General features: G+C 57.0%; 18 protein-coding genes and 2 pseudogenes. 13 read left to right on the forward strand and 7 right to left on the reverse strand.

The window, feature by feature from the left end:
• Position 1: 1 nt before the first annotated feature.
• From ACZ0A4_RS27905 to ACZ0A4_RS27930, 6 genes are all read left to right on the forward strand, one after another.
• A complete protein-coding gene (locus ACZ0A4_RS27905) occupies positions 2 to 1,570 on the forward strand; it encodes an FGGY-family carbohydrate kinase (RefSeq protein ID WP_463577173.1) in 1,569 nt (522 codons plus the stop codon).
• Positions 1,571 to 1,810: 240 nt separating this feature from the next.
• Positions 1,811 to 3,100 (forward strand): phospholipase, encoded by a 1,290-nt coding sequence (locus ACZ0A4_RS27910; protein WP_463577174.1) that lies wholly within the window; start codon positions 1,811 to 1,813, stop codon positions 3,098 to 3,100.
• Between the two features lie 50 nt (positions 3,101 to 3,150).
• A complete protein-coding gene (locus tag ACZ0A4_RS27915) occupies positions 3,151 to 5,109 on the forward strand; it encodes a DUF1302 domain-containing protein (protein ID WP_463577175.1) in 1,959 nt (652 codons plus the stop codon).
• A 131-nt stretch (positions 5,110 to 5,240) separates the two neighbouring features.
• The gene (locus ACZ0A4_RS27920; protein WP_463577177.1) at positions 5,241 to 6,614 is read left to right on the forward strand and encodes a DUF1329 domain-containing protein; all 1,374 of its coding nucleotides are present in this window, start codon (positions 5,241 to 5,243) and stop codon (positions 6,612 to 6,614) included.
• Positions 6,615 to 6,770: 156 nt separating this feature from the next.
• Positions 6,771 to 7,124 carry a type II toxin-antitoxin system HigB family toxin gene (locus ACZ0A4_RS27925; RefSeq protein WP_463577178.1) on the forward strand — a complete coding sequence of 118 codons (354 nt, stop codon included), beginning with the start codon at positions 6,771 to 6,773 and terminating at the stop codon, positions 7,122 to 7,124.
• A 53-nt stretch (positions 7,125 to 7,177) separates the two neighbouring features.
• On the forward strand, positions 7,178 to 7,651 hold the full coding sequence (locus ACZ0A4_RS27930) for a helix-turn-helix domain-containing protein (protein ID WP_007911534.1): 474 nt from the start codon (positions 7,178 to 7,180) through the stop codon (positions 7,649 to 7,651).
• Between the two features lie 145 nt (positions 7,652 to 7,796).
• Here ACZ0A4_RS27930 and ACZ0A4_RS27935 read toward each other — a convergent pair whose 3' ends face one another.
• Positions 7,797 to 8,660 carry a methyl-accepting chemotaxis protein gene (locus ACZ0A4_RS27935; RefSeq protein ID WP_371748303.1) on the reverse strand — a complete coding sequence of 288 codons (864 nt, stop codon included), beginning with the start codon at positions 8,658 to 8,660 and terminating at the stop codon, positions 7,797 to 7,799.
• Positions 8,655 to 9,716: pseudogene (locus ACZ0A4_RS27940) on the reverse strand (methyl-accepting chemotaxis protein); the annotation flags it as partial. The pseudogene ACZ0A4_RS27940 and the gene ACZ0A4_RS27935, both read right to left, overlap by 6 nt.
• Before the next feature lie 253 nt (positions 9,717 to 9,969).
• On the opposite strand from ACZ0A4_RS27940, the gene pmrG reads away from it, so the two are divergent.
• Together pmrG and ACZ0A4_RS27950 are read left to right on the forward strand one after the other, a co-directional pair.
• Positions 9,970 to 10,641 carry a lipopolysaccharide core heptose(II)-phosphate phosphatase PmrG gene (gene pmrG, locus ACZ0A4_RS27945; RefSeq protein WP_463577179.1) on the forward strand — a complete coding sequence of 224 codons (672 nt, stop codon included), beginning with the start codon at positions 9,970 to 9,972 and terminating at the stop codon, positions 10,639 to 10,641.
• Complete coding sequence (locus ACZ0A4_RS27950) at positions 10,638 to 11,459, forward strand: phosphatase PAP2 family protein (RefSeq protein WP_463577181.1); 822 nt, start codon at positions 10,638 to 10,640, stop codon at positions 11,457 to 11,459. The genes pmrG and ACZ0A4_RS27950 overlap by 4 nt, the downstream gene beginning before the upstream one ends.
• Positions 11,460 to 11,524: 65 nt before the next feature.
• Here ACZ0A4_RS27950 and ACZ0A4_RS27955 read toward each other — a convergent pair whose 3' ends face one another.
• The 3 genes from ACZ0A4_RS27955 to ACZ0A4_RS27965 all read right to left on the reverse strand — a co-directional run bounded on the left by ACZ0A4_RS27955 (position 11,525) and on the right by ACZ0A4_RS27965 (position 14,244).
• On the reverse strand, positions 11,525 to 13,003 hold the full coding sequence (locus tag ACZ0A4_RS27955; RefSeq protein ID WP_463577182.1) for an ArnT family glycosyltransferase: 1,479 nt from the start codon (positions 13,001 to 13,003) through the stop codon (positions 11,525 to 11,527).
• A gap of 30 nt (positions 13,004 to 13,033) precedes the next feature.
• Positions 13,034 to 13,621: a ribosomal protein S5-alanine N-acetyltransferase gene (rimJ, locus tag ACZ0A4_RS27960; protein WP_463577184.1), complete on the reverse strand. Its 588-nt coding sequence runs from the start codon at positions 13,619 to 13,621 to the stop codon at positions 13,034 to 13,036.
• 248 nt (positions 13,622 to 13,869) lie between these two features.
• A complete protein-coding gene (locus tag ACZ0A4_RS27965; protein WP_463577186.1) occupies positions 13,870 to 14,244 on the reverse strand; it encodes a DUF6124 family protein in 375 nt (124 codons plus the stop codon).
• A gap of 315 nt (positions 14,245 to 14,559) precedes the next feature.
• On the opposite strand from ACZ0A4_RS27965, the gene ACZ0A4_RS27970 reads away from it, so the two are divergent.
• Positions 14,560 to 15,600 (forward strand): DMT family transporter, encoded by a 1,041-nt coding sequence (locus tag ACZ0A4_RS27970; RefSeq protein ID WP_463577188.1) that lies wholly within the window; start codon positions 14,560 to 14,562, stop codon positions 15,598 to 15,600.
• 183 nt (positions 15,601 to 15,783) lie between these two features.
• On the opposite strand, the gene ACZ0A4_RS27975 is transcribed toward ACZ0A4_RS27970, so the two are convergent.
• Positions 15,784 to 16,461: a hypothetical protein gene (locus tag ACZ0A4_RS27975; RefSeq protein WP_463577189.1), complete on the reverse strand. Its 678-nt coding sequence runs from the start codon at positions 16,459 to 16,461 to the stop codon at positions 15,784 to 15,786.
• A gap of 130 nt (positions 16,462 to 16,591) precedes the next feature.
• Entirely contained in the window at positions 16,592 to 16,858 is a 267-nt protein-coding gene (locus ACZ0A4_RS27980) for a hypothetical protein (RefSeq protein ID WP_463577190.1), read from the reverse strand.
• Between the two features lie 45 nt (positions 16,859 to 16,903).
• Here ACZ0A4_RS27980 and ACZ0A4_RS27985 point away from each other — a divergent pair.
• The 4 genes and pseudogenes from ACZ0A4_RS27985 to ACZ0A4_RS28000 all read left to right on the forward strand — a co-directional run.
• A pseudogene (locus ACZ0A4_RS27985) lies at positions 16,904 to 17,125 on the forward strand (antitermination protein Q); the annotation flags it as partial.
• 124 nt (positions 17,126 to 17,249) lie between these two features.
• Positions 17,250 to 17,501 carry a hypothetical protein gene (locus ACZ0A4_RS27990; protein ID WP_463577191.1) on the forward strand — a complete coding sequence of 84 codons (252 nt, stop codon included), beginning with the start codon at positions 17,250 to 17,252 and terminating at the stop codon, positions 17,499 to 17,501.
• 123 nt (positions 17,502 to 17,624) lie between these two features.
• Positions 17,625 to 18,119: a hypothetical protein gene (locus ACZ0A4_RS27995; RefSeq protein ID WP_463577193.1), complete on the forward strand. Its 495-nt coding sequence runs from the start codon at positions 17,625 to 17,627 to the stop codon at positions 18,117 to 18,119.
• Between the two features lie 387 nt (positions 18,120 to 18,506).
• Positions 18,507 to 18,872 (forward strand): hypothetical protein, encoded by a 366-nt coding sequence (locus tag ACZ0A4_RS28000; RefSeq protein ID WP_463577195.1) that lies wholly within the window; start codon positions 18,507 to 18,509, stop codon positions 18,870 to 18,872.
• The last annotated feature ends 444 nt before the right edge of the window (positions 18,873 to 19,316 follow it).

The raw sequence follows: 19,316 nt of genomic DNA on the forward strand, positions 1-19,316 counted from the left end.
CATGGATAACCACCCGAACAAGCGTTACCTGCTGGCCATCGACAACGGCACCCAGAGCGTGCGCGCGCTGCTCTTCGATTTGCAGGGCAATCTGCTCGGTAAGGGCAAGGTCGAATTGCAGGCGTATTACTCGACGCAACCGGGCTGGGCCGAGCAGGATCCGGAGTATTACTGGGCGAAATTGGGCGAGGCGTGCCAGCAAGTCTGGGCGCAGACCGGCATTGATCGCTCGCAGATTGCCGGTGTTTCCCTGACCACACAGCGCGGCACGGTGATCAACGTCGATGCTGAGGGCAAGCCATTGCGTCCGGCGATTCTGTGGCTCGATCAGCGTCAGAGCGAAGTCGAGGGCGGGATCAAAGGGCCGTGGGGCTGGCTGTTCAAACTGGTCGGTGCGCAGGGCACTGTGGATTATTTTCGCGCTCAGGCCGAGGCGAACTGGATTGCTCAACATCAACCTGAAGTGTGGGCGGCGACTGACAAGTTTTTACTGCTCTCGGGGTTTCTGACTCATCGACTTTGCGGGCGCTTTGTCGACTCGGTGGGCTGCTGCGTCGGCTACCTGCCGTTCGATTTCAAACGGCTGAAATGGGCCGCGCCGAATGACTGGAAATGGCAGGCACTGTCGGTGCGCCCCGAGCAATTGCCAGGCCTGCACAAACCCGGTGAAACCCTCGGCTACATCACCGCTGAAGCGGCTCGCCATACGGGTATTCCCGAAGGCTTGCCGTTGATTGCTGCCGGTGCCGACAAGGCCTGCGAAGTGGTGGGTGCCGGCGTGGTCGATGCGGGCACGGTGTGCCTGTCCTACGGCACCACGGCGACGATCACCAGCACCCGATCGCGCTATCTGGAAATCGTCCCGTTGATTCCGCCGTACCCCTCGGCGGTGCCGGATCAGTACAACTGCGAGGTGATGATTTATCGCGGTTACTGGATGGTCAGCTGGTTCAAGAACGAGTTCGGCTTGCGCGAGATGCAGCAGGCCAAAGAGCAGGGCATTGAGCCGGAGCAGTTGTTCGATGCACTGGTTGAGGCGGTGCCGCCGGGCTCGATGGGTTTGATGCTGCAACCGTACTGGTCGCCGGGGATTCGCGAGCCGGGTGTGGAAGCGAAAGGCGCGATGATCGGCTTCGGTGATGTACACACCCGCGCGCATATTTACCGGGCGATTCTTGAGGGACTGGCGTATGCGTTGCGTCAGGGCATGGAGAATATCGAGCGGCGTTCGAAGGTCTCGATCAAGCGATTGCGCGTGGCCGGTGGCGGTTCGCAAAGTGATGCGGCGATGCAATTGACGGCGAATATTTTCGGCCTGCCGGCGGAGCGTCCGCATGTGTATGAAGCGTCCGGTCTGGGCGCGGCGATCTGCTGTGCGGTGGGGCTTGGGTTGCACGCGGATTTTCCCACCGCTATCGCGGCAATGACCCGCGTCGGTGCGGTTTTTACCCCACAACCCGAAGCGCAGAAAATCTACGAACAACTGTACAAAGAGGTCTACCTGCGCATGTACCGCCAGCTCAAGCCGCTGTACCAGAGCATTCGTAAAATCACCGGTTACCCCGCCTGAGAAAACAACACCAATCCTTGTGGGAGCGAGCTTGCTCGCGAATGCGGAGTGTCAGTCAATATTGTCTTGTCTGACCCACCGCTTTCGCGAGCAAGCTCGCTCCCACAAGGTTATGCGATGGAACCGGATCCTCTTATGTGGCGCCATCGGAGAGTTTTTCTGGTGAGATCGGACAGTGTCACCAGCGGGGTCGGTTGTTAGGCTCACCCCCCACGGCACCGCCAATAAGAACGAAAAGCAATGAAGCTGACCTTCCTCCTGTTGCTGCTTTGTGCAACCGCCCCGAGCGCCTGGGGCTGGTCGAACCATACGGTCGGCAGCTATCTGGCGTTGCAGGATCTGCCGGCGTTGCGCGATGCGCCACCGGTTGAAGTCGAGCCACTGGAGCAGTTTCTCACTGAGCAATACCCGGCCGTGCTGGCGCTGTTGGAACAGCAGGAAAGCTTCGCCCGCGAGCACTTCGCTCAGTACCCGCCACGCCCCGACAATCTGAAGTTGCCGGCGGTGCCGAGTGACAATCTGCGCCACGACTTTCTCACTGCGCTGCGCATCAATCCCGAGATTCATCTGGCGATGGTCATCCAGCCATTACCCGGCAAAGACCTGCCTGAACGTGAGCACTTGCAGGCCCATCAAGTGATGGTCGAGCAGACCCTGTCACCGTGGAATCGCCAACGTTTCATCGTTGTCGCCGATCACGAAAAAGTCGCACCGCTGGCCGTGCTCGCCAGTGCCGCCGACGAACCGGATTACGGCCACGACATCAACTTGTTCAGCGACAACCCTGGCAACGTCGGCACGCTCTACGGTTTCGGCCCGCAACCGTTCGGTGATGCGCGCTTCCAGTACAGCTCGCAGGCGCCGTTTCATATGGGCTTCTTCCATGAAAGTCCTGTGGTGTACGCCGCTGCCGGTTTCCTCGAACGCAGCTGGCCGGACTGGCGCGCGTATCAATACATGGGCCTGGCGCGACTGGCGTTTGCCAGCGGTCATCCGTACTGGGGCTATCGTTTTCTCGGCTGGGGCCTGCACCATATTCAGGACCTGACCCAGCCGTATCACGCCAAGCCATTACCCGGCGTCGACCTCGCCAGTCTTCTGTTGCTGGAAGGCAAGGCGCTGGCCGGTTTCGCCGCCGACAAACAAGCCTCGATCGAACGCGTTGCCACTCGACATATGGAAGTGGAGAAGTACCAGTCGACCTGGCTGCGGCGCTTGCTGCGCGCCGGTCAGCCGCACCCGATGCTCGCGGCTTACGCCGATGTGGCTCAGGACAAAACCTATCCGCCGTACTCGGTCGACTACCTGCGCGAAGTGGTCAGTGCCGAGTCCGTCAATGACTCGGCAGCGTTTGATGAGGCCATCGGACAGTGGCTGGAAGCAGCGCCCGTGAGCAGCGATTTCAGCAGCGGCAATCAGCTGCATCGCGAAGATTTCGACCATCCGGCACTTAACCGGCAACTGTTCAAGTTGCTGGGGCATTTCGGCTCGCACAGTCGAATCTACGTCAGCGCGGGATTGGCGCCCTAGCCCTCGCGGCAGGACAAAAAAACAATAAAAAAACAGGGAAGGAGGAACACATGATCAACTCTCGATTGCGCCTGACGGGCGCGGCGCTCCCCGGTGTCGGCCTGGCCGGGCTGCTGCAACTGTGCGCAGTCGATGCGGCGCACGCGGTGGAATTCAGCCTGATGGACAAACAGGTCACCGGCTCCCTCGACACGACCTTGTCTTACGGTCGTTTGTGGCGGGTACAGGGCCGCGACAAGACTAACGATGACGTCAACACCAACGACGGCAATCGCAACTTCGACACCGGACTGGTTTCCGAGGTGTACAAGATCACCTCCGAACTTGAAGCCAACTATCAGAACTACGGTGTGTTCGTGCGCGGCACCGCGTTTTACGACACGCAACTGATGGACAAGCGCAACGACTACTACGACAACAACAGCCCGTCGCAGCCGAGCCAGAGCTACCCGCAGGACGATCATTTCACCAGCCAGACCCGCGACATCGCCGGCAGCCGCATCGAGATGCTTGACGCCTACGTGCATGGCAGCTGGGACGTTGCGCAAATGCCGGTGACCGCGCGTGTCGGTCGGCAGGTATTCAACTGGGGCGAGGGGATTTTCTATCGTGGCGGGATCAACACCACCAACCCGGTGGACGCCGCCAAGTACCGTTTGCCCGGCGCCGAAGTCAAGGAAGTGCTGGTGCCGGTCGAGGCACTGAGTTTCAACATCGGCCTCACCGATTCGCTGACCATGGAGAGTTTCTACCAGACCAACTGGAAGGAAACCCGCATTGATCCGGTCGGCACGTTCTACTCGCAGACCGACCTGTTCGCCGACGGTGGCAACACCGGTTACAACAACTTCAGCGGCACAGCGCTCGATACGCCAGTGCCGGGGTTTGGCAACGTCATCGGTTTGTACAGTGCGCTGGGCAACAACCCGTTGCTGAACTCCGCCCTGCAAACCACTGGCCTGTACGCCAACGGCGTGACACCGGCCTATGGCAATACGCTGAAAGTGGCGAGCATCGGCAAGGACTACAACGCGCGCAACGATGGCCAGTTCGGCTTCGCCTTTCGCTACATCGCCGAACAGCTCAACAGCACCGAGTTTGGCTTGTACATGGTCAATTACCACGCCAAGGAACCGACCATCGCTGCCGATCTGGGCGGCTACAAAGGCATCGACATGGATGTGCTGACCAATCTGCTGGCGGGCGTCGCTGGCAGTCAGGCCGGGGCGCTGGCCAACGGTCTGGCCACGGCGGATGTGATGGGCAATATCCAGGCGCATCGGCGTTACGCCGAAGATATTCGCATGTACGGCTTCAGCTTCAACACCACGTTGGGTGAGGCGTCGGTATTCGGTGAAATCGCTTATCGGCCGAACTTGCCGATCGGCGTCGCGGCCACCAATGATCTGATCGGTGACCTGGCCAACGGCGCAGCGGCAGCGGTGACCGGCAGGTCGATCAACGTCGGCGGGCAGATGGTGACGCTCGACAGCCAGATCAATAACGCCGAGCGTGTGGAAGCGTTCAACACCTCCGTCGGCACCATCTACAACTTCGGCCCGACGGCATCGTTCGACTCACTGTTCGGCATCTTCGAACTGGCCTCCGAACACCTGCGCGGCAGCAGTCTGCAATACACCGCCTACGACGGCAGTCGTCGTTACTACGCCGGCACGGGCAACTATTCCTATGTCTCCGGCGGTGATCGCGACGATCAGGTCAACCGCAATTCCTACAGCTACACGGCGATGCTCAACGGCACATGGAACGATGTGTACGCCGGGGTCAACGTCTCGCCGTACATCGTTTACAAGGACGATTTCGAAGGCAACAGCTATCAGGCCGGCAACACCATCGAAGGGCGCAAGGCTTACACACTGGGGATCAAGGCCAACTACCAGAACAAGCTTGAAGCCGAACTGCAATACACCGAGTTCTATGGCGGCGGGCAAAACAACGGCATTCGCGACCGCGACAACGTCGGGTTCAACCTCAAGTATTTCCTTTAAAGGCTACACACAGCCCCTGTGGGAGCGAGCCTGCTCGCGAAGAGGCCGGCACATTCAATATTGATGTCGACTGACCCACCGCTTTCGCGAGCAGGCTCGCTCCCACAGGTTTTTGTATTTTGGAGAAGATCATGGTTCACACTTCGAGATTGACCAAAGCTTCGCTAGGGCTTGTTTTAGGCCTTGTCGCCAGCAGCGTCTTCGCGGCCATCACCCCACAACAAGCCGAACAACTGAAAACCACCCTGACCCCCATGGGCGCCGAGCGCGCCGGCAACGCCGCCGGCACCATCCCCGCGTGGACCGGCGGCATCACTCAAGCCCCGGCCGGCTACAAACCGGGCCAGCATCACCCGGATCCGTACGCGGCCGACAAACCGCTGTTCACCATCACCAAAGCCAATCTCGACCAGTACAAGGCCCACCTCAGCCCCGGTCAGATCGCCCTGTTCAATAGCTACCCCGACACCTTCCAGATGCCAATCTATCCGTCCCGCCGCTCCGGCTCGGCGCCGCAATGGCTGTACGACAACACCCTGAAAAACGCGACCTCGGCCAAGTTGCTCGAAGGCGGCAGCGGCTTCTCCGATGCCTACGGCGGCGTGCCGTTCCCGGTGCCCAAGGACGGTGTTGAAGTGCTGTGGAACCACATCACCCGCTATCGCGGCATCTACGTCGTGCGCCGCGCCTCGGAAGCACCGGTCCAGCGCAATGGCAGCTTCGCGCTGGTGACCTCGCAGCAGGAAGCGCTGTTCAACTACTACCGCCCGAACGGCCAGTTCGCCGACCTGAAAAACATCCTGTTCTACTATCTCGCCTTCGTGAAAAGCCCCGCACGACTGGCCGGCGGTGCCGCACTGGTGCACGAAACCCTCGATCAACTCAAAGATGCGCGCCAAGCCTGGATCTACGACGCCGGCCAACGCCGCGTGCGCCGCGCACCGAACCTCGCCTACGACACGCCGATCGCATCCTCCGATGGCTTGCGCACCGCCGACGACACCGACCTGTTCAACGGCTCGCCGGATCGCTACGAGTGGAAGCTCAAGGGCAAACAGGAAATCTACATCCCCTACAACAACTACAAGGTCGGCAGCCCCGAGGTGAAATACGCGCAACTGCTCACCCCGGGCCACCTCAACCCGCAATACACCCGCTATGAACTGCACCGGGTCTGGGTGGTGGAAGGCAACCTGAAACCGGGCTCGCGGCACATCTATTCCAAGCGTGTGCTGTTTCTCGATGAAGACAGCTGGGGCGCCGCGCTGGTTGATCAATACGATGGGCGAGGGGAGTTGTGGCGCGTGTCGATGGCTTACCTGAAGAACTTCTACGACCTGCCCACCACGTGGAGTGCGCTGGATGTTTTCCATGATTTGCAGGCACGGCGTTACTACGTGCAGAACCTTGATAATGAAGAGGCGGAGACTGTGGATTTCGCGCAGCCGGTGCCCGAGGATGCTTACTTTATGCCGTCGGCGTTGCGGCAGCGTGGGACGCGGTGATGGCTGAAGTCTTAGTCCACCACTGACAGAAAAAGCCCGAATCCACTGATGCATTTGGCTTCGGGTTTTTTCTATAGAGCTAAAAATATCTGCTTTACAGATATCTGTATTTGAGATAATTTGGCCGCATGTAGGGATACCAGAACCGAAAATTGTATGAGAGTGATCACAAAAGCGACGGTTGCGCGGGCCATTGAGACTCATGGCCAGTGGAGAGATCCTCTCACCTTGTGGCTAACCATCTTCGACAGAGCATCGTTGCGCTTCGAGTCGTTTGAGAAGCTTCGTCAAGACTGGGTCAGCGCCTCAGGTTGGAACGTCGATCGTATCCCTCACTCGAAGCTGAGGCTGACGAGCAAGAAAGGTCCGCTTGATATTTACGTTTTTGATATCAAGAAAAACGAGTGCCGTGTCATTACGTGGATCAACACGAAGACTGGCACTATCTATATCAAGGACATTCTTCCCCATTCCGGATATGACAAATGGTGGAAGGGTGATGTCAAGTAGTTGGCCAGAATGAAATACGCTATTTATGTTTAACGAAAATACAGGTGATCTCAATGAAGCGTAATAAAGTCGAAGCGACAGGACTGGATTCCTTCATAGCCGATATTTCACCCATGCTTGAGGGGCTGGGCGATCAGCTAGCGACTTTGTCCAAGTTGTTGTCTGCCTGCCATGATCCGATAAAAAATGATGACGATCTGCAAGTGCGAATGGCCCTGATTGATGAGCTTTATTCACACGCAAACACCGAGGATCATGCTGCGGCACGGTTTGCGGAGTTTGTGGCTGATCGGGTTTATGAGTACGAGAATGAAACGGTGTTGATTGCTTATTCGTCTCAATCTGAAGCGCTGGCGTTTCTGCTTTCGGAAAGAGGCGTCAAACAGAAGGACTTGTCTGAGATCGCAACTCAGAGTGCTGTTTCAGAGATATTGAATAACAAGCGAAAGATGACCGTTGCCCAGATAAAGGGATTCGCGGAGTTCTTTAAAGTGCCGGTCGAGTTTTTTATGCACGGTGTGGTTTGACGTGAAACGGTGAAAGGCCTGACGCAATCGCGGGCAAGCCCGCTCCCACAGGTCATGAGTCGAACACAACATCTGTGAACGACTCCAAACCCTGTGGGAGCGGGCTTGCCCGCGATTGGTTTTTGGCTTCAGCGCGAAATCAGGATCAAACGCGGAAGTGGCTGACCATCTGCTGCAACTGACCACCCAGACGCGCCAATTCAACACTCGACGCTGCCGTCTCATCACTCGCCGCTGCGGTCTGTTCCGACACGTCGCGCACATTGATGATGCTGCGGCTGATCTCTTCCGCCACGGCGCTCTGCTGTTCGGCAGCAGCGGCGATCTGCTGGTTCATCGACTGGATGTTTGACACCGTGCGGGTGATGTTTTCCAGCGATGCGCCAGCCTTGCGCGTCAGGGCGACGCTGCTGTCGGTCAGCGCGCGGCTGTTGCTCATCACGGCCGAGACTTGCTGGGTGCCGTTCTGCAGACCGGCGACCAGGCCTTCGATTTCTTCGGTGGACTTCTGCGTGCGCTGGGCCAAACCACGCACTTCGTCGGCGACCACGGCAAAACCACGACCGGCTTCACCGGCACGCGCGGCTTCGATTGCAGCGTTGAGGGCGAGCAGGTTGGTTTGTTCGGCCACAGCCTTGATCACGTCCATGACGCTGCCGATCTTGTCGCTTTCCTGTTGCAGCACGCTCATCGCTTCGGTGGAGCGCACCACTTCGCTGGCCAGACGTTCGATCTGAGCGATGGCTTCGTTGACCACTTTGTCGCCTTCACGGGCTTCGCCGTCAGCGGCGGCAGCGGCTTGCGAAGCTTCTTCGGCATTGCGCGCGACTTCCTGCACGGTGGCAGTCATCTCGTGCATGGCGGTGGCGACCTGATCGGTCTCTACCTTCTGGCTGTTCACACCGGCGCTGGTCTGCTCGGTCACGGCGGACAGTTCTTCGGCGGCGCTGGCAATCTGGGTGACGCCGTCGCGGATGCCGCTGATCAAGTCACGCAGGGTCACACCCATGCGGGCGATGCCTTGTTGCAGCACACCGAGTTCGTCGCGGCGGGTGACGGTGACGTTCTGGGTCAGGTCGCCGCTGGCGATGCGCTCGACCACGGCCAGGGTTTCTTGCAGCGGACGGGTGATCTGACGGGTGATGATCACCGCAGCAATCACGCCAACCAGCAGCGCCAGCAGGGTGCTGATCAACTGGAAGGTTCGCGCCTGAGCACTTTCGACATCGCGACGGTCGAGTTGAATCTGATACAGCTGCTCGCTGGTGTTGACGATCGCGGTGCCTTGATCGGTCATTTCCTTACGGGCCTGCACGGCGTCAGTGTTGGCATTTTTATAAGCCATCAATGCGCTGCGATAGTTGACCAGTGCGGTTTCCAGCTGACGCAACGCGTCTTGCTGAGACTCAGCGAAATGCACGTTCAGTTGCTTGAGGCTGGCGATCGCCACGTCCAGTTGGCCAACGGCTTTCTGTTCGGTTTCGGCGTTGGTGGTAGCGGTGTAGCCACGCACCTCGTAGCGCGCGAGGATGAACGCTTCCTTGGCGGCGGTGATCGCCTGGAACTGTTCGAAGCGCTGTTCGCTCATGTCCATCTGCTGCACGCGTTTGCTGATCGATTCGATCTGGTTGTACGCGGTCTCGGCACTCACACTCATGCTGTCGCGGGCACTGTTGCCGGTGCGGTAGGCATTGCGCATTTTGTTCAGCGACGTCTGGTATTCAGCGATGGTCGCTGCCTGCTCCTTGAGCAGTTTGACGTTTTCCGGGCTCTTGAAGCTGTTGATCAGCTTCTGTTGCTGCGCGGCAAAGCTTTCGAGGGTGGTTTGCACATTCTGTGCGGCGGTTTCATCGCCATTGGTCAGCATGTATTGCAGGCGCACCACGCGCAGTTTGGTCAGACCGGCATTGAGCTGGGTGATGTCGCTCATCCAGTTGCTGCGGTCGATCAGGCCACCGAGACTGGTCCAGCCCGTCAGGGCCAGCACGCAGGTCAGGGCCAGCACTAGGCCGAAGCCCAGGCCCAGTTTCATGTTCACGCTGATGTTGCCGAACCAGCTATTCATCAAAAATCCTCCAGAAACGTTGGGTTTCTTGTCGTCGGTTAGGCTGGAAGATTGTTGTTTTTTTGAGCCAGCAAGGGTGTTAGCAGGTTTGTATCGGCCGCATTTCCCAGAGCTGAAAGGATTTTGTCCTACGGAATTTGTAACAACGGATCCCAAGACTTTTTTCACATGAGTTTCACTGGCTGCCCACGCGCGCCTCTGTACCTTCGCCGCATCGAATGAACCCGTGATGCAGAGTGGCGAGGCAGTTTTTGTGGAATTGAGACTGAGTCTGTTCGGCGTCAAACGCTCGATCGATCTGAGCTTTTTGGCGCGTTTTCGCAACACCTGGGTGGTGTTGGCGGCATCGGTATTGGTGATCCCGCTGACCCTGTGGTTGCTCGCGCCGGCGGCGGTGCCGGATCTCGCGCATGGCAATGTCGCCGGTGCGCAGGCGCTGGCAGCCGGTTGGGCCAAGGGCGAGATGATCGTGCTGGTGCGTCATGTCGAGCGCTGCGATCACTCCAAAGCGGCGTGCCTGAGTGGCAACGACGGCATCACCGATCGCTCACGCAGTGTCGCGGTGGCGGTCGGTGCAAGGTTCGAACAACTGGGCCTGAACAACGCCGACATCTACAACAGCCCGTCGGTGCGCACGGTGCAGACCGCCGGTTACATGTTCAACCATGCCGCCAGCGGCGAAGACTGGTTGATCGATTGCCGAGGGCGCATGTTGCAGGATGCACTGGCCCACAAGGTTCCCGGTCGAAATCTGGTACTGGTGACCCACAGCGAATGCATGGCGCAAATCGAGAAAGACCTCAAAGTGCCCACCTCGGACATGGGTTATGGCTCGTCATTGTTTGTTTCCGCTGCCAGCCCGGCGGCTCCCAAGATGCTCGGCTTTATTGAAGCCTCCGACTGGCGCACGGTGACCACCCGATGAAATCCCGTTTCTACGCTTACAACTTTGGCATTCCGTTAGTCTGTGCGGCGCTGGTGTTCCTGATGTTCGACATGACCAGAATCGACATCGCCTTCAGCAACCTGCTGTTCGATCCGCTGACCCAGACCTTTCCGCTCGACAAAATCCACTTCTTTGAAAAGCTCACCCACAAATGGGCGCGGATCATTCCGAACTGGACGGCGGAAATCGCTCTGATCGGCGCGCTGCTGTCGGTGGTCTGGCCATTGGCCAATCCGCACAAACGTCCGCGTCTCGGTGCGATGCTGGAACGCAGCAAAGTCGCGCCAGTGCTGCGATTTGCCGCTGATCATCGTAGGGATTTTCTGTTTGTGGTGGTCGCATTCGCGGTCTGCACCGGGGTGATCCATTTCCTCAAATCCCACACCAGCGTTTACTGCCCGATCGAGACCACGCTGTACGGCGGAAAAATGGCCCACATTGAGTGGTACAGCAACTTTCAACTGTTCCACGAAGCCGGTAGTGGCCGGTGCTGGCCAGGTGGTCATGCGTCGGGCGGCTTCACCATGCTGGCGCTGTATTTCGTGGCGCGGCGCTATCAATGGCGTTTTTCCAGTGCCATCTTGTGGGGCTCACTGTTGCTGGGGTTCGTTTATGGCACTACTCGCGTCCTGCAGGGCTGGCATTACATGTCCCACACGTTCTGGGCCGGAATCTTTGTGTGGCTGGCGTGTTTGCTGACGGCGCTGGCCTTCTACGGGCGGGCACGGCTGGAGGTGCCGGTGCTGGGTAAGCGTGAGGAGAAGGCTTTCGGTGCTCAGCCTGAGGTCTCTCTCTGAACCCGATCGGATGAAATGAAAAACCCGCCAATCACCGGCGGGTTTTTTTATGGGCTGCACAGGCCTCAATAGCCGACGAAGTAATACGCCTGACGTCCGACCATCATGGTCTTGAGTACTTTTAGTGGCGGCGCGGGTTCGCTGTCGCCGGCCATCACCACGACATGCGAGGGCGAGGCCGTGAGGAAGTCTCGCAACTGCGCCTCGGTATCCAGCCCTTTGAGTACTTGCTGGGTATAGAAGACCGTCGCGCCACCGACCCGCTCATTGGCCTGAAACAGTGCGACTTGATGCCCGGTGGTCTGCAGGGTCTGAATTTCTGCGCTCAACGGCAGGAACGAAAGCTTTTTGTCGGCGTGGGGGAGTGCCCATTGCGCGGCGGCGAGATAACTGCCGATCACCAGCGTGAGCACAGTCACTGCCAATGTCTGACGGTGACGGGCGATTCGGCCTACGAATCCATTGCCGGATTCATACCGCTTCAAGCGCTCGAAGAGCACACCCACATACTCCGCCGCGATCAGCGCAGCGGCCGGTGTCATCGACATCAGATACACCGTGCGTTTGCTCGACGCCAACGTCAGCATCACGAACTGCGCAACGATCCACAGGCTGAAAAACAACAGGTAACGGTTGGCCTTCAATTGTGTACGGAAATGCCAGAGCCCCAGGTAGACCAGAATATTCCACGGCAGGAAGGCTTCCGGCAGTTTGGCGAGGTAGTAATAGAACGGTTCATAGTGCCCGGCCTCGACGAACGATCCGCTGAAGCGCCCGACGCTGTTGGTCAGCAGCACTTCTCTGACGGCCTGCGCGCCGCCGTGCTGGAAGAGGATGACGAGCCAGATCAGCAGCGGAATCAAACCGACCAGGGTCAGTAAGCCCGGTCGCAGCCAGTCGGCGATTTTCAGGCGCTTGTCCATCAGGTTGTCGGTCAGCAGATAAGCAAAAATCACCACCCCCGGCATCGCCAGCCCCAGCACACCCTTGCTCAATGTGGCGATGGCGATCCCGACGACAAACAACAGCGAGTTGCCGAGAGTCGATGCTCGTTGAGCCTGGAAAAAGGCCAGCAAGGCCGTGGTCACGCCGAGGGCGAGCAATGCGTCTTCACCGACGCCGCGCACATTGCTCCAGTAACTGGCCATGGTCGCGAGCAGAATGCCCGCCGTCCAGGCAATCATCTTCGGCCGTTCAAAGCGGCGCAACATGCCGTACAGCAGCATCACACTGAGCAAGCCAGCCACCGCCGACGCCAGTCGCACGGCCCACGGTGAAACGCCGAACACGCGCATCGCGCCAGCGTCGAGCCACAGACTCAGCGGTGGTTTTTCCAGAAACGGTTCGCCGAACAGGCGCGGCGTCACCCAGTCGTCGTCCAGATGCATCTCCATGGCGATGCCGGCGACGCGGGCCTCGGTGGAGCCTTGCAATTGATGGCCGCCCAAGGCGAAGAAAAACAGCAGGGCGGCAAGCAGAAACAGCGAAGTGACGGCACGCGACATAGGGTTCAGGCAACCGAAAGGGGCGGGAGGCCTGAGCATACGACGGCAATCCTTAACGAATTGTGAAACTCACGCCAATGGTTTCGACCAGCGCTTTTCCGGTGTTTCGAACCTTGAATTGACCAGCGCCGTCAGCACATGATCCTGCCAGCGCCCGGCAATGTTCAGATACGCCTTGGCGTAACCCTCGCGTTCGAAGCCCAACCGCTCAAGCAAGCGCTCACTGCGCTCGTTGCCGGGAATGTAGTTAGCCATGATCCGATGCAGGTTCTGGATATCGAACATGTAGTCGATGCCAGCCTCCAGTGCTTCCTGCATCAAGCCCTGTCCCTGTTGGGCTTTATCAATGTGATAGCCCAGATAGCACGCCTGAAAGGCCCCGCGAATGATGCCGCTGAAGTTGCACGCGCCGATCATCTGCTGGCCGTCCTGCGTCAGCAGCGCGAAATGCATAGCCAGACCGGCCTCGAACGCGCTGGCCTGTATTTCAAGGCGTCGGCGAATCTGTTCGGTGGAAAAATATTCGGTGGTACGGATCGGCGACCATGGCGCGAGGTGGCGCAGGTTGCGTCGGTAGAACTCGCTTTCAAGTTCGGCCTGGTCCGGAGCCAGTATCGCGAGCGTCAGGCGTTGGCAGGGCAGGGTCAACAGCGGCATCGGGCGCTCCGGCTTGTGGGATCTGCTCGCAGAGTCGCGCAATCACCGGGGTTACGGCAAGTTGTGGCGAAGAAGGGGTTTTGTTTCAGGCAAAAAAAAGCCCGCAGGAGCGCGGGCGAACCGTAGTTTCTTGAATGAGCGAGCGGACTGTACAAGGCTTGGCCGCGTAGCTGCAGTGAAGAAAAATTCATCTCGATGGGCGGCGGCAATGCAGTCCGATGCACAACCGAGCGTCGGGGTTTTGCCCGTCAATGGCGGGTTTCAGGCCCGGTAGTGTTCTGCGGTTTCTGCGGATCAAGATTGTCCCGTGCCCGACAAATCAGGATCTCGGCCAGTGCGCTCAATTGCTTCATGGCCACCGCCACGTGGCGTTTCGAACCGTCGAACTCATCGGCAAAGTTTGCGCTGATGGCCGCGAGGGAATCGAGAATTTCGCTGGCGTGGGTGAGCAGGGTCAGTGTGTCGACATCGTCGCGCACTCTGATGAGCTGATTGAGCGGGACGCTACGACGCCGACGGGGCGCCTCGGTGCGTGTGGTGGTATTCGACTGAGGTTGGGTGCTGGAAGCTGGCGCGTCGGAAGGTGCCGAGCCAACCAGCGAAAGTTGTGGGGTCTTTTTCATGACGTAGCTCCGTGGAGTGAACATTCACTGCAGTTGCGGCTGCCAAACCGTCCGCTGGTTGGCAGTGGTCGTGGAGCGTAACGCCCTGAGGAAGTGTTCACCAGTTCATCAAAGTCGACGCGTGTTGCGGGAATTTTCCTAGGACGTTCGGTGTGGGAAGGAGGGCGTGGCGATAAAACCAAACAGCGTTCGTGATGATCATGCAAAGTCATTTCAAGGCATGTGGTCAGCGGGCGGAACGGTTCACATAATGCTCACCTGAGTTTTGCCATGATCGTTGCCAATATTTCATCGGCCCGAGCGAGTGATCCCTTCATGAATGTGAGCGTGCTCTACGCGTTGGTTGCGGCTGCGTTGTTTGGCGCCAGTACGCCACTCGCCAAGCTGTTGGGCGTACAGATTTCACCGATTCTATTGGCCGGGTTGCTCTATCTGGGCAGCGGGCTGGGTTTGACCGTCCTGCGTTTTGCCCGTGATCGAGGCTGGCAGCGTTCCGGACTCAGCACCAGCGAATGGCCGTGGCTGATCGGTGCCATAGGCTTCGGCGGTGTGCTGGCGCCGGTGGCATTAATGTTCGGTTTGACCAGAACGTCCGGCGCGAGCGCGTCACTGATGCTCAATCTGGAATCAGTGCTCACGGCGCTGCTGGCGTGGCTAGTGTTCAAGGAAAACGCCGATCGGCGAATCGTGATCGGCATGCTCGCCATCGTGGCCGGCGGTGTCGTGTTGTCATGGCCGCAAGAGGCCGTGTCGGCGCAAGACTGGACCGGCCCGCTGGCCGTCGCCTTCGCCTGCTTTTGCTGGGCCATCGACAACAACCTGACGCGTAAGGTCTCTGCCTCGGATGCACTGTTTATCGCGGGCAGCAAAGGTCTTGTGGCGGGGTTGGTTAACTGCAGCCTGGCCTTGTTCATCGGCAAACAACTGCCCGCAACCGCCTCGCTGGTGCCAATCCTGCTGGTCGGGTTTCTCGGTTACGGCGTCAGCCTGGTGATGTTCGTCCTCGCCCTGCGCGGGCTGGGCAGTGCACGCACCGGCGCATACTTTTCCACCGCGCCGTTTCTGGGCGCCGGTATCTCGATTCTGCTGCTGGGCGAGTCGGTATCGCTGATGTTCCTGCTCGCTGCCGCGTTAATGGCCGTGGGGGTATGGATTCACTTGATGGAGAACCATGTTCATGAGCATCAGCACGAACGGCTCGAGCATGAACATCGCCACACACACGACGAGCATCACCAGCATGTGCATGGGTTTGAATGGGACGGAACGGAGCCGCACAGTCATCCGCATGTGCATACGTCGATGCGGCATCGGCATGCGCATTTTCCGGATGTGCATCATCGGCATGAGCATTGAGGTGTGTGGGCGGGGTTGGTTTTCGGAAGGAGCTGGACGGGGCGGCCAGATGCGACAAAGCCCGCACTTGGCGGGCTTTGTCGTTGAGAGTTGGGCCGGGAGGATTTGAGCCCCCGTCTAAGCCCTATGCTACAAGGCTTTCAGAGCTCAAACTGCCATTCTGCTGCCATTTGCGTTCGCCGTTCACCGGCCACCGCCCCAAACTCGGGGAACAAATCCCTTACCGAGCATGAGATAAGTTCTATCGAGAACGTACACATCAATTCCTGCAGGAGTTTTCCATTTGAATTGACCCCTATCACCAATCGCGGACGGCTCTCCTAGGGCTTTGGTCGCTGCGAGTTCTAAGAAACGCTTGCCAAAATCTTTCGCATAATTCAACGGGAAAGAAATAGAGGTTATCTTCTTGGTAACTGGGTCGTAACTATAGTTAACTTCTTCGAAAACTGAATTTTCAAGTTTTACTGTTATCTGCGGCTGTGACGGTCGATCATCACGGAGAGATATCTTTTTGCTGTCGTGGTTCTCATATATTTTTGATATGTCGGAACCTACAGAAACAACGTCAATTGTTGCGGGATAAACTGAGTTTTTAACGAATAAGTCGCTATATTCAATCTGGGATATTTTTTCTCTAGCTTTTTCCAGTTCTGACTTTGTTTTCTCTAATTCATTTGCAATATCTAACTGAGAATCGAGTTTAGCTGTAAGCTTGTCAATTTGTTGTTTTGACTCAAAAACCTTCATTGGAGTTATGAACTGATCATGAAGAACATGTACAGCAGTAGCGGTAGTAGTTATCGCGCCTAATAACAATCCTCCGACCCACACTATCGTACTTTTCTCGATAGAGTCCGCCATTATTTCTCCTTCCTTAGGATGATTTGATAGAAATTCTCTCACAGAGCGTAGAGTAGAACGCGTCCGCCGCCTACTGCCAGCGGAATCGCCTCCAGACGGCAGCCACCAACGTAGACCTTGGCAATCATCGTTAATGCCCGTTGAGGCGCCCGAACTCTGATGCATGGTCTCTGACCAGTTGATCGTAAGCTTGAGCTGTCTCTCTGAAAGTGGAGAAATATCCACGCTTCCTGGCCACGCCGCTGACGGTTAGCCGTGCGTTCCAGAAAACTCCCTTGAACCCAGAGCTGCTGGTGGATGAGCGATCACGGTTTAGGCTGTTTAGAGTCCTTCTCGCGACACGCAGATTGCTTCTGAGGTTGTTGAGGCCATTACCATCTCGGTGATCGACGTCCATTCCCGCAGGAAAACAACGTGTACCGGTGGAATGAAGGAGTACAGCCTGACCGATGATTTGGCGCTGGTGATCGATGACGCCGTGGCACGTCTGATCAATCGGGACTCGCAGATGGATGATTTCATCTGGCTCTACTTCGGTGCGAAGTGGCCGGCACTGCGTATCGCTCGGGAGTCTGGCATCGGTGAAGCTAAGGTTCGGGAGGTGATCAAGGCCGGAGTAGCTTGGGTTGATTGCGCGCTGAAGCGAATTCGAGAGGCTGCGTAAAAAGTCTTTCCACGCGGATAAACACCTGTTTTCATGGCACCGTGTTCAGCTTTTCAAGCGCGACACAACAGACACAGCCAGACTATTGCGTCGGGCTTTCTTCTTGCTCGAAAGGATTCAGCTCGTGGTATACACCGCATCTACTCTAGCCGCCGAATTGAAGCATCAGATCATCAGGCAGTTGCCGTCCAGGCCGCTGGTCGGTGGCGGATTTCGTCATTTTGAACTCAAAGCATCGGTCGAGGCTGAAGTCAGCGTTGAAGTGTCCTGCGAAGCGTTTGAGACGGTGTTGCTGGATTTGAGCGCCGAATGCCCGGAGTGGGAAATAGAGCTTGAAGGCGGCCATGACAACCTGAAGGCGACCTTCACCAGATAGGCCGCGTATGTAGTTCAGGCTGCAAGGCAGCGTAGTACCGGGACGCCCCAGCCACTGCGACGGGCTTTTTTTTGCTGGAGTATTCTGGCACTCTTGCGAAAATTGCATTAAGGAACTCTGCAAGTGACTGAAGCTACGAAGTTCAAGGCTCTTCAAGACATATATGTAAGCAAGAAACTGGCTGACGATTTTTATTGGATAGACATGATCAGTAGCCTGAGCGAAATTCTAGAAGATTTCGGAAAGTACTTAGGTGCACCTCCTCCTTATACTTCTGAGGCCGGTCGGAAAGAGTACTACGTAAGATTTTTTTCCTATAACGGAGAGAAAATGGTTCCTCTTGATGCGAAAAAGATCCAGAAAAAAGGTCAAGCTTTCGATTTTAGATTGGATCTCGCTTTAGATTCTGTGAAGAGTGAGAACGAGCGTGTGAGCGAAATTGTCTCTGCCGAGGTCAGAGTAGAGATGCCTGAGAAGGGGCAGCTTTCTTTCCTCGTCGGAAGTCCACCCAAAGCAGTAACGGTTACCACTCGAGCTCCTGAGCCTTTCTATGATGCGGTTTATGCGGTATTTAAATCCCAAATTGAACGCCCAGTGACGCTTCCAGATATCAAGTAAAAGAAGATGTAATAAATACCAGTGACCAGTCCCCTCAGGGCTTTTTGCTTTCTAATCCAAGGCCTCGCCATCGTGCGGGGCTTTTTCGTTTTCGGCTCCACGACACACATTGCTCAAGCTGGGAGTGCTGCTGGAGCTGACCTACATCTAGGCTCATCATGTCGGCGGCCTTTTTCGTTTCTGGGGCATTCGATGCAAAGCCACGATCATGTGACCGTTGTCTGCGTTCGGAAGCTTGATAAGTAATCCTCATTGATGCGCGCCACGTTTTCGAGAGTTTCAGTTCGTGGCGCTATGGATGCCCCATTCTCAGATCGCCAGGTCTGATTCTGGTGGGTGATGCTGTTATGATGGCCATCACTCAAATCAGCGTTTTAGAGGGATCTTATGCAGTCGTTTTTGTCGAAGACTTTTGGCGGGCTAACCCCCAGCTACTACATCCGGCAGCTTATTTTTGGGTCGTTGTTTACGATTCTGATTTTGTCGGTCGCGGCCAATAGCCCAACTGGTCTGACGGGTAAGCCTGGGCTGATTGTGATGTCGGTCATCTGCACGCTGCTCTACCCATACTCTCGGTTCGTATATGAAAGCGTCGTAAGCTACGTGATGGGCGGGAACGTATTCTTCATCAACGCCATTCTTATGCTGATGGTGAAAGGATTCACGATGGCGATGTGCTGGTCGTTTGCAATTTTCATTGCACCGATTGGCTTGGCGTATCTCTACTGGCACAACAGTCGCCAGGTTTCTTGAGTACGAAAGCCCAGCCATCGAGCTGGGCTTTTTGTGGTCGTGATTCTACTTGTGATGCTTGAAGAAGTCGTTCATTGCGTCAGATACGGGTTCGTTGAACTCAACCTAAATCAAGTCTTCGCCTCGTTGCTTCAAACGGTAGAAATTCAAACCGCCCTGAAAGATGACCTCGGTGTCCCTTGACTCTCTATTCAGTGCATCGAGCAATTCACCCACAGTGATTTTTCGTCCTTCGTTCATAGCGCACTCCAGATAATTGAGGCGCTATTTTGTCATGACTGAAAAAGCAGCGTTTCGCATGGTTGCCGCGACTGTCACGGTAGTCCAGCAACTTTCTGAGCCTCGGCAGTTACCGGGGCGTTTTGTTTTTGATTCCACCATGCTCATTGGGGGCACATCCTCTCCGAGCGAGCTGATGAGCGTTTTATGCCCTATGCCCCCGCC

The organism is Pseudomonas sp. AC172 (assembly GCF_979258595.1).

What these genes read in the sequence shown, in the direction of transcription:
- ACZ0A4_RS27905 (WP_463577173.1), top strand. Translation starts at nt 2, where the DNA reads ATGGATAACCACCCGAACAAGCGTTACCTGCTGGCCATCGACAACGGC.
- ACZ0A4_RS27910 (WP_463577174.1), top strand. Translation starts at nt 1,811, where the DNA reads ATGAAGCTGACCTTCCTCCTGTTGCTGCTTTGTGCAACCGCCCCGAGC.
- ACZ0A4_RS27915 (WP_463577175.1), top strand. Translation starts at nt 3,151, where the DNA reads ATGATCAACTCTCGATTGCGCCTGACGGGCGCGGCGCTCCCCGGTGTC.
- ACZ0A4_RS27920 (WP_463577177.1), top strand. Translation starts at nt 5,241, where the DNA reads ATGGTTCACACTTCGAGATTGACCAAAGCTTCGCTAGGGCTTGTTTTA.
- ACZ0A4_RS27925 (WP_463577178.1), top strand. Translation starts at nt 6,771, where the DNA reads ATGAGAGTGATCACAAAAGCGACGGTTGCGCGGGCCATTGAGACTCAT.
- ACZ0A4_RS27930 (WP_007911534.1), top strand. Translation starts at nt 7,178, where the DNA reads ATGAAGCGTAATAAAGTCGAAGCGACAGGACTGGATTCCTTCATAGCC.
- ACZ0A4_RS27935 (WP_371748303.1), bottom strand. Translation starts at nt 8,660, where the DNA reads ATGGGTGTGACCCTGCGTGACTTGATCAGCGGCATCCGCGACGGCGTC.
- ACZ0A4_RS27950 (WP_463577181.1), top strand. Translation starts at nt 10,638, where the DNA reads ATGAAATCCCGTTTCTACGCTTACAACTTTGGCATTCCGTTAGTCTGT.
- ACZ0A4_RS27955 (WP_463577182.1), bottom strand. Translation starts at nt 13,003, where the DNA reads ATGCTCAGGCCTCCCGCCCCTTTCGGTTGCCTGAACCCTATGTCGCGT.
- rimJ (WP_463577184.1), bottom strand. Translation starts at nt 13,621, where the DNA reads ATGCCGCTGTTGACCCTGCCCTGCCAACGCCTGACGCTCGCGATACTG.
- ACZ0A4_RS27965 (WP_463577186.1), bottom strand. Translation starts at nt 14,244, where the DNA reads ATGAAAAAGACCCCACAACTTTCGCTGGTTGGCTCGGCACCTTCCGAC.
- ACZ0A4_RS27970 (WP_463577188.1), top strand. Translation starts at nt 14,560, where the DNA reads ATGAATGTGAGCGTGCTCTACGCGTTGGTTGCGGCTGCGTTGTTTGGC.
- ACZ0A4_RS27975 (WP_463577189.1), bottom strand. Translation starts at nt 16,461, where the DNA reads ATGGCGGACTCTATCGAGAAAAGTACGATAGTGTGGGTCGGAGGATTG.
- ACZ0A4_RS27980 (WP_463577190.1), bottom strand. Translation starts at nt 16,858, where the DNA reads ATGGACGTCGATCACCGAGATGGTAATGGCCTCAACAACCTCAGAAGC.
- ACZ0A4_RS28000 (WP_463577195.1), top strand. Translation starts at nt 18,507, where the DNA reads ATGCAGTCGTTTTTGTCGAAGACTTTTGGCGGGCTAACCCCCAGCTAC.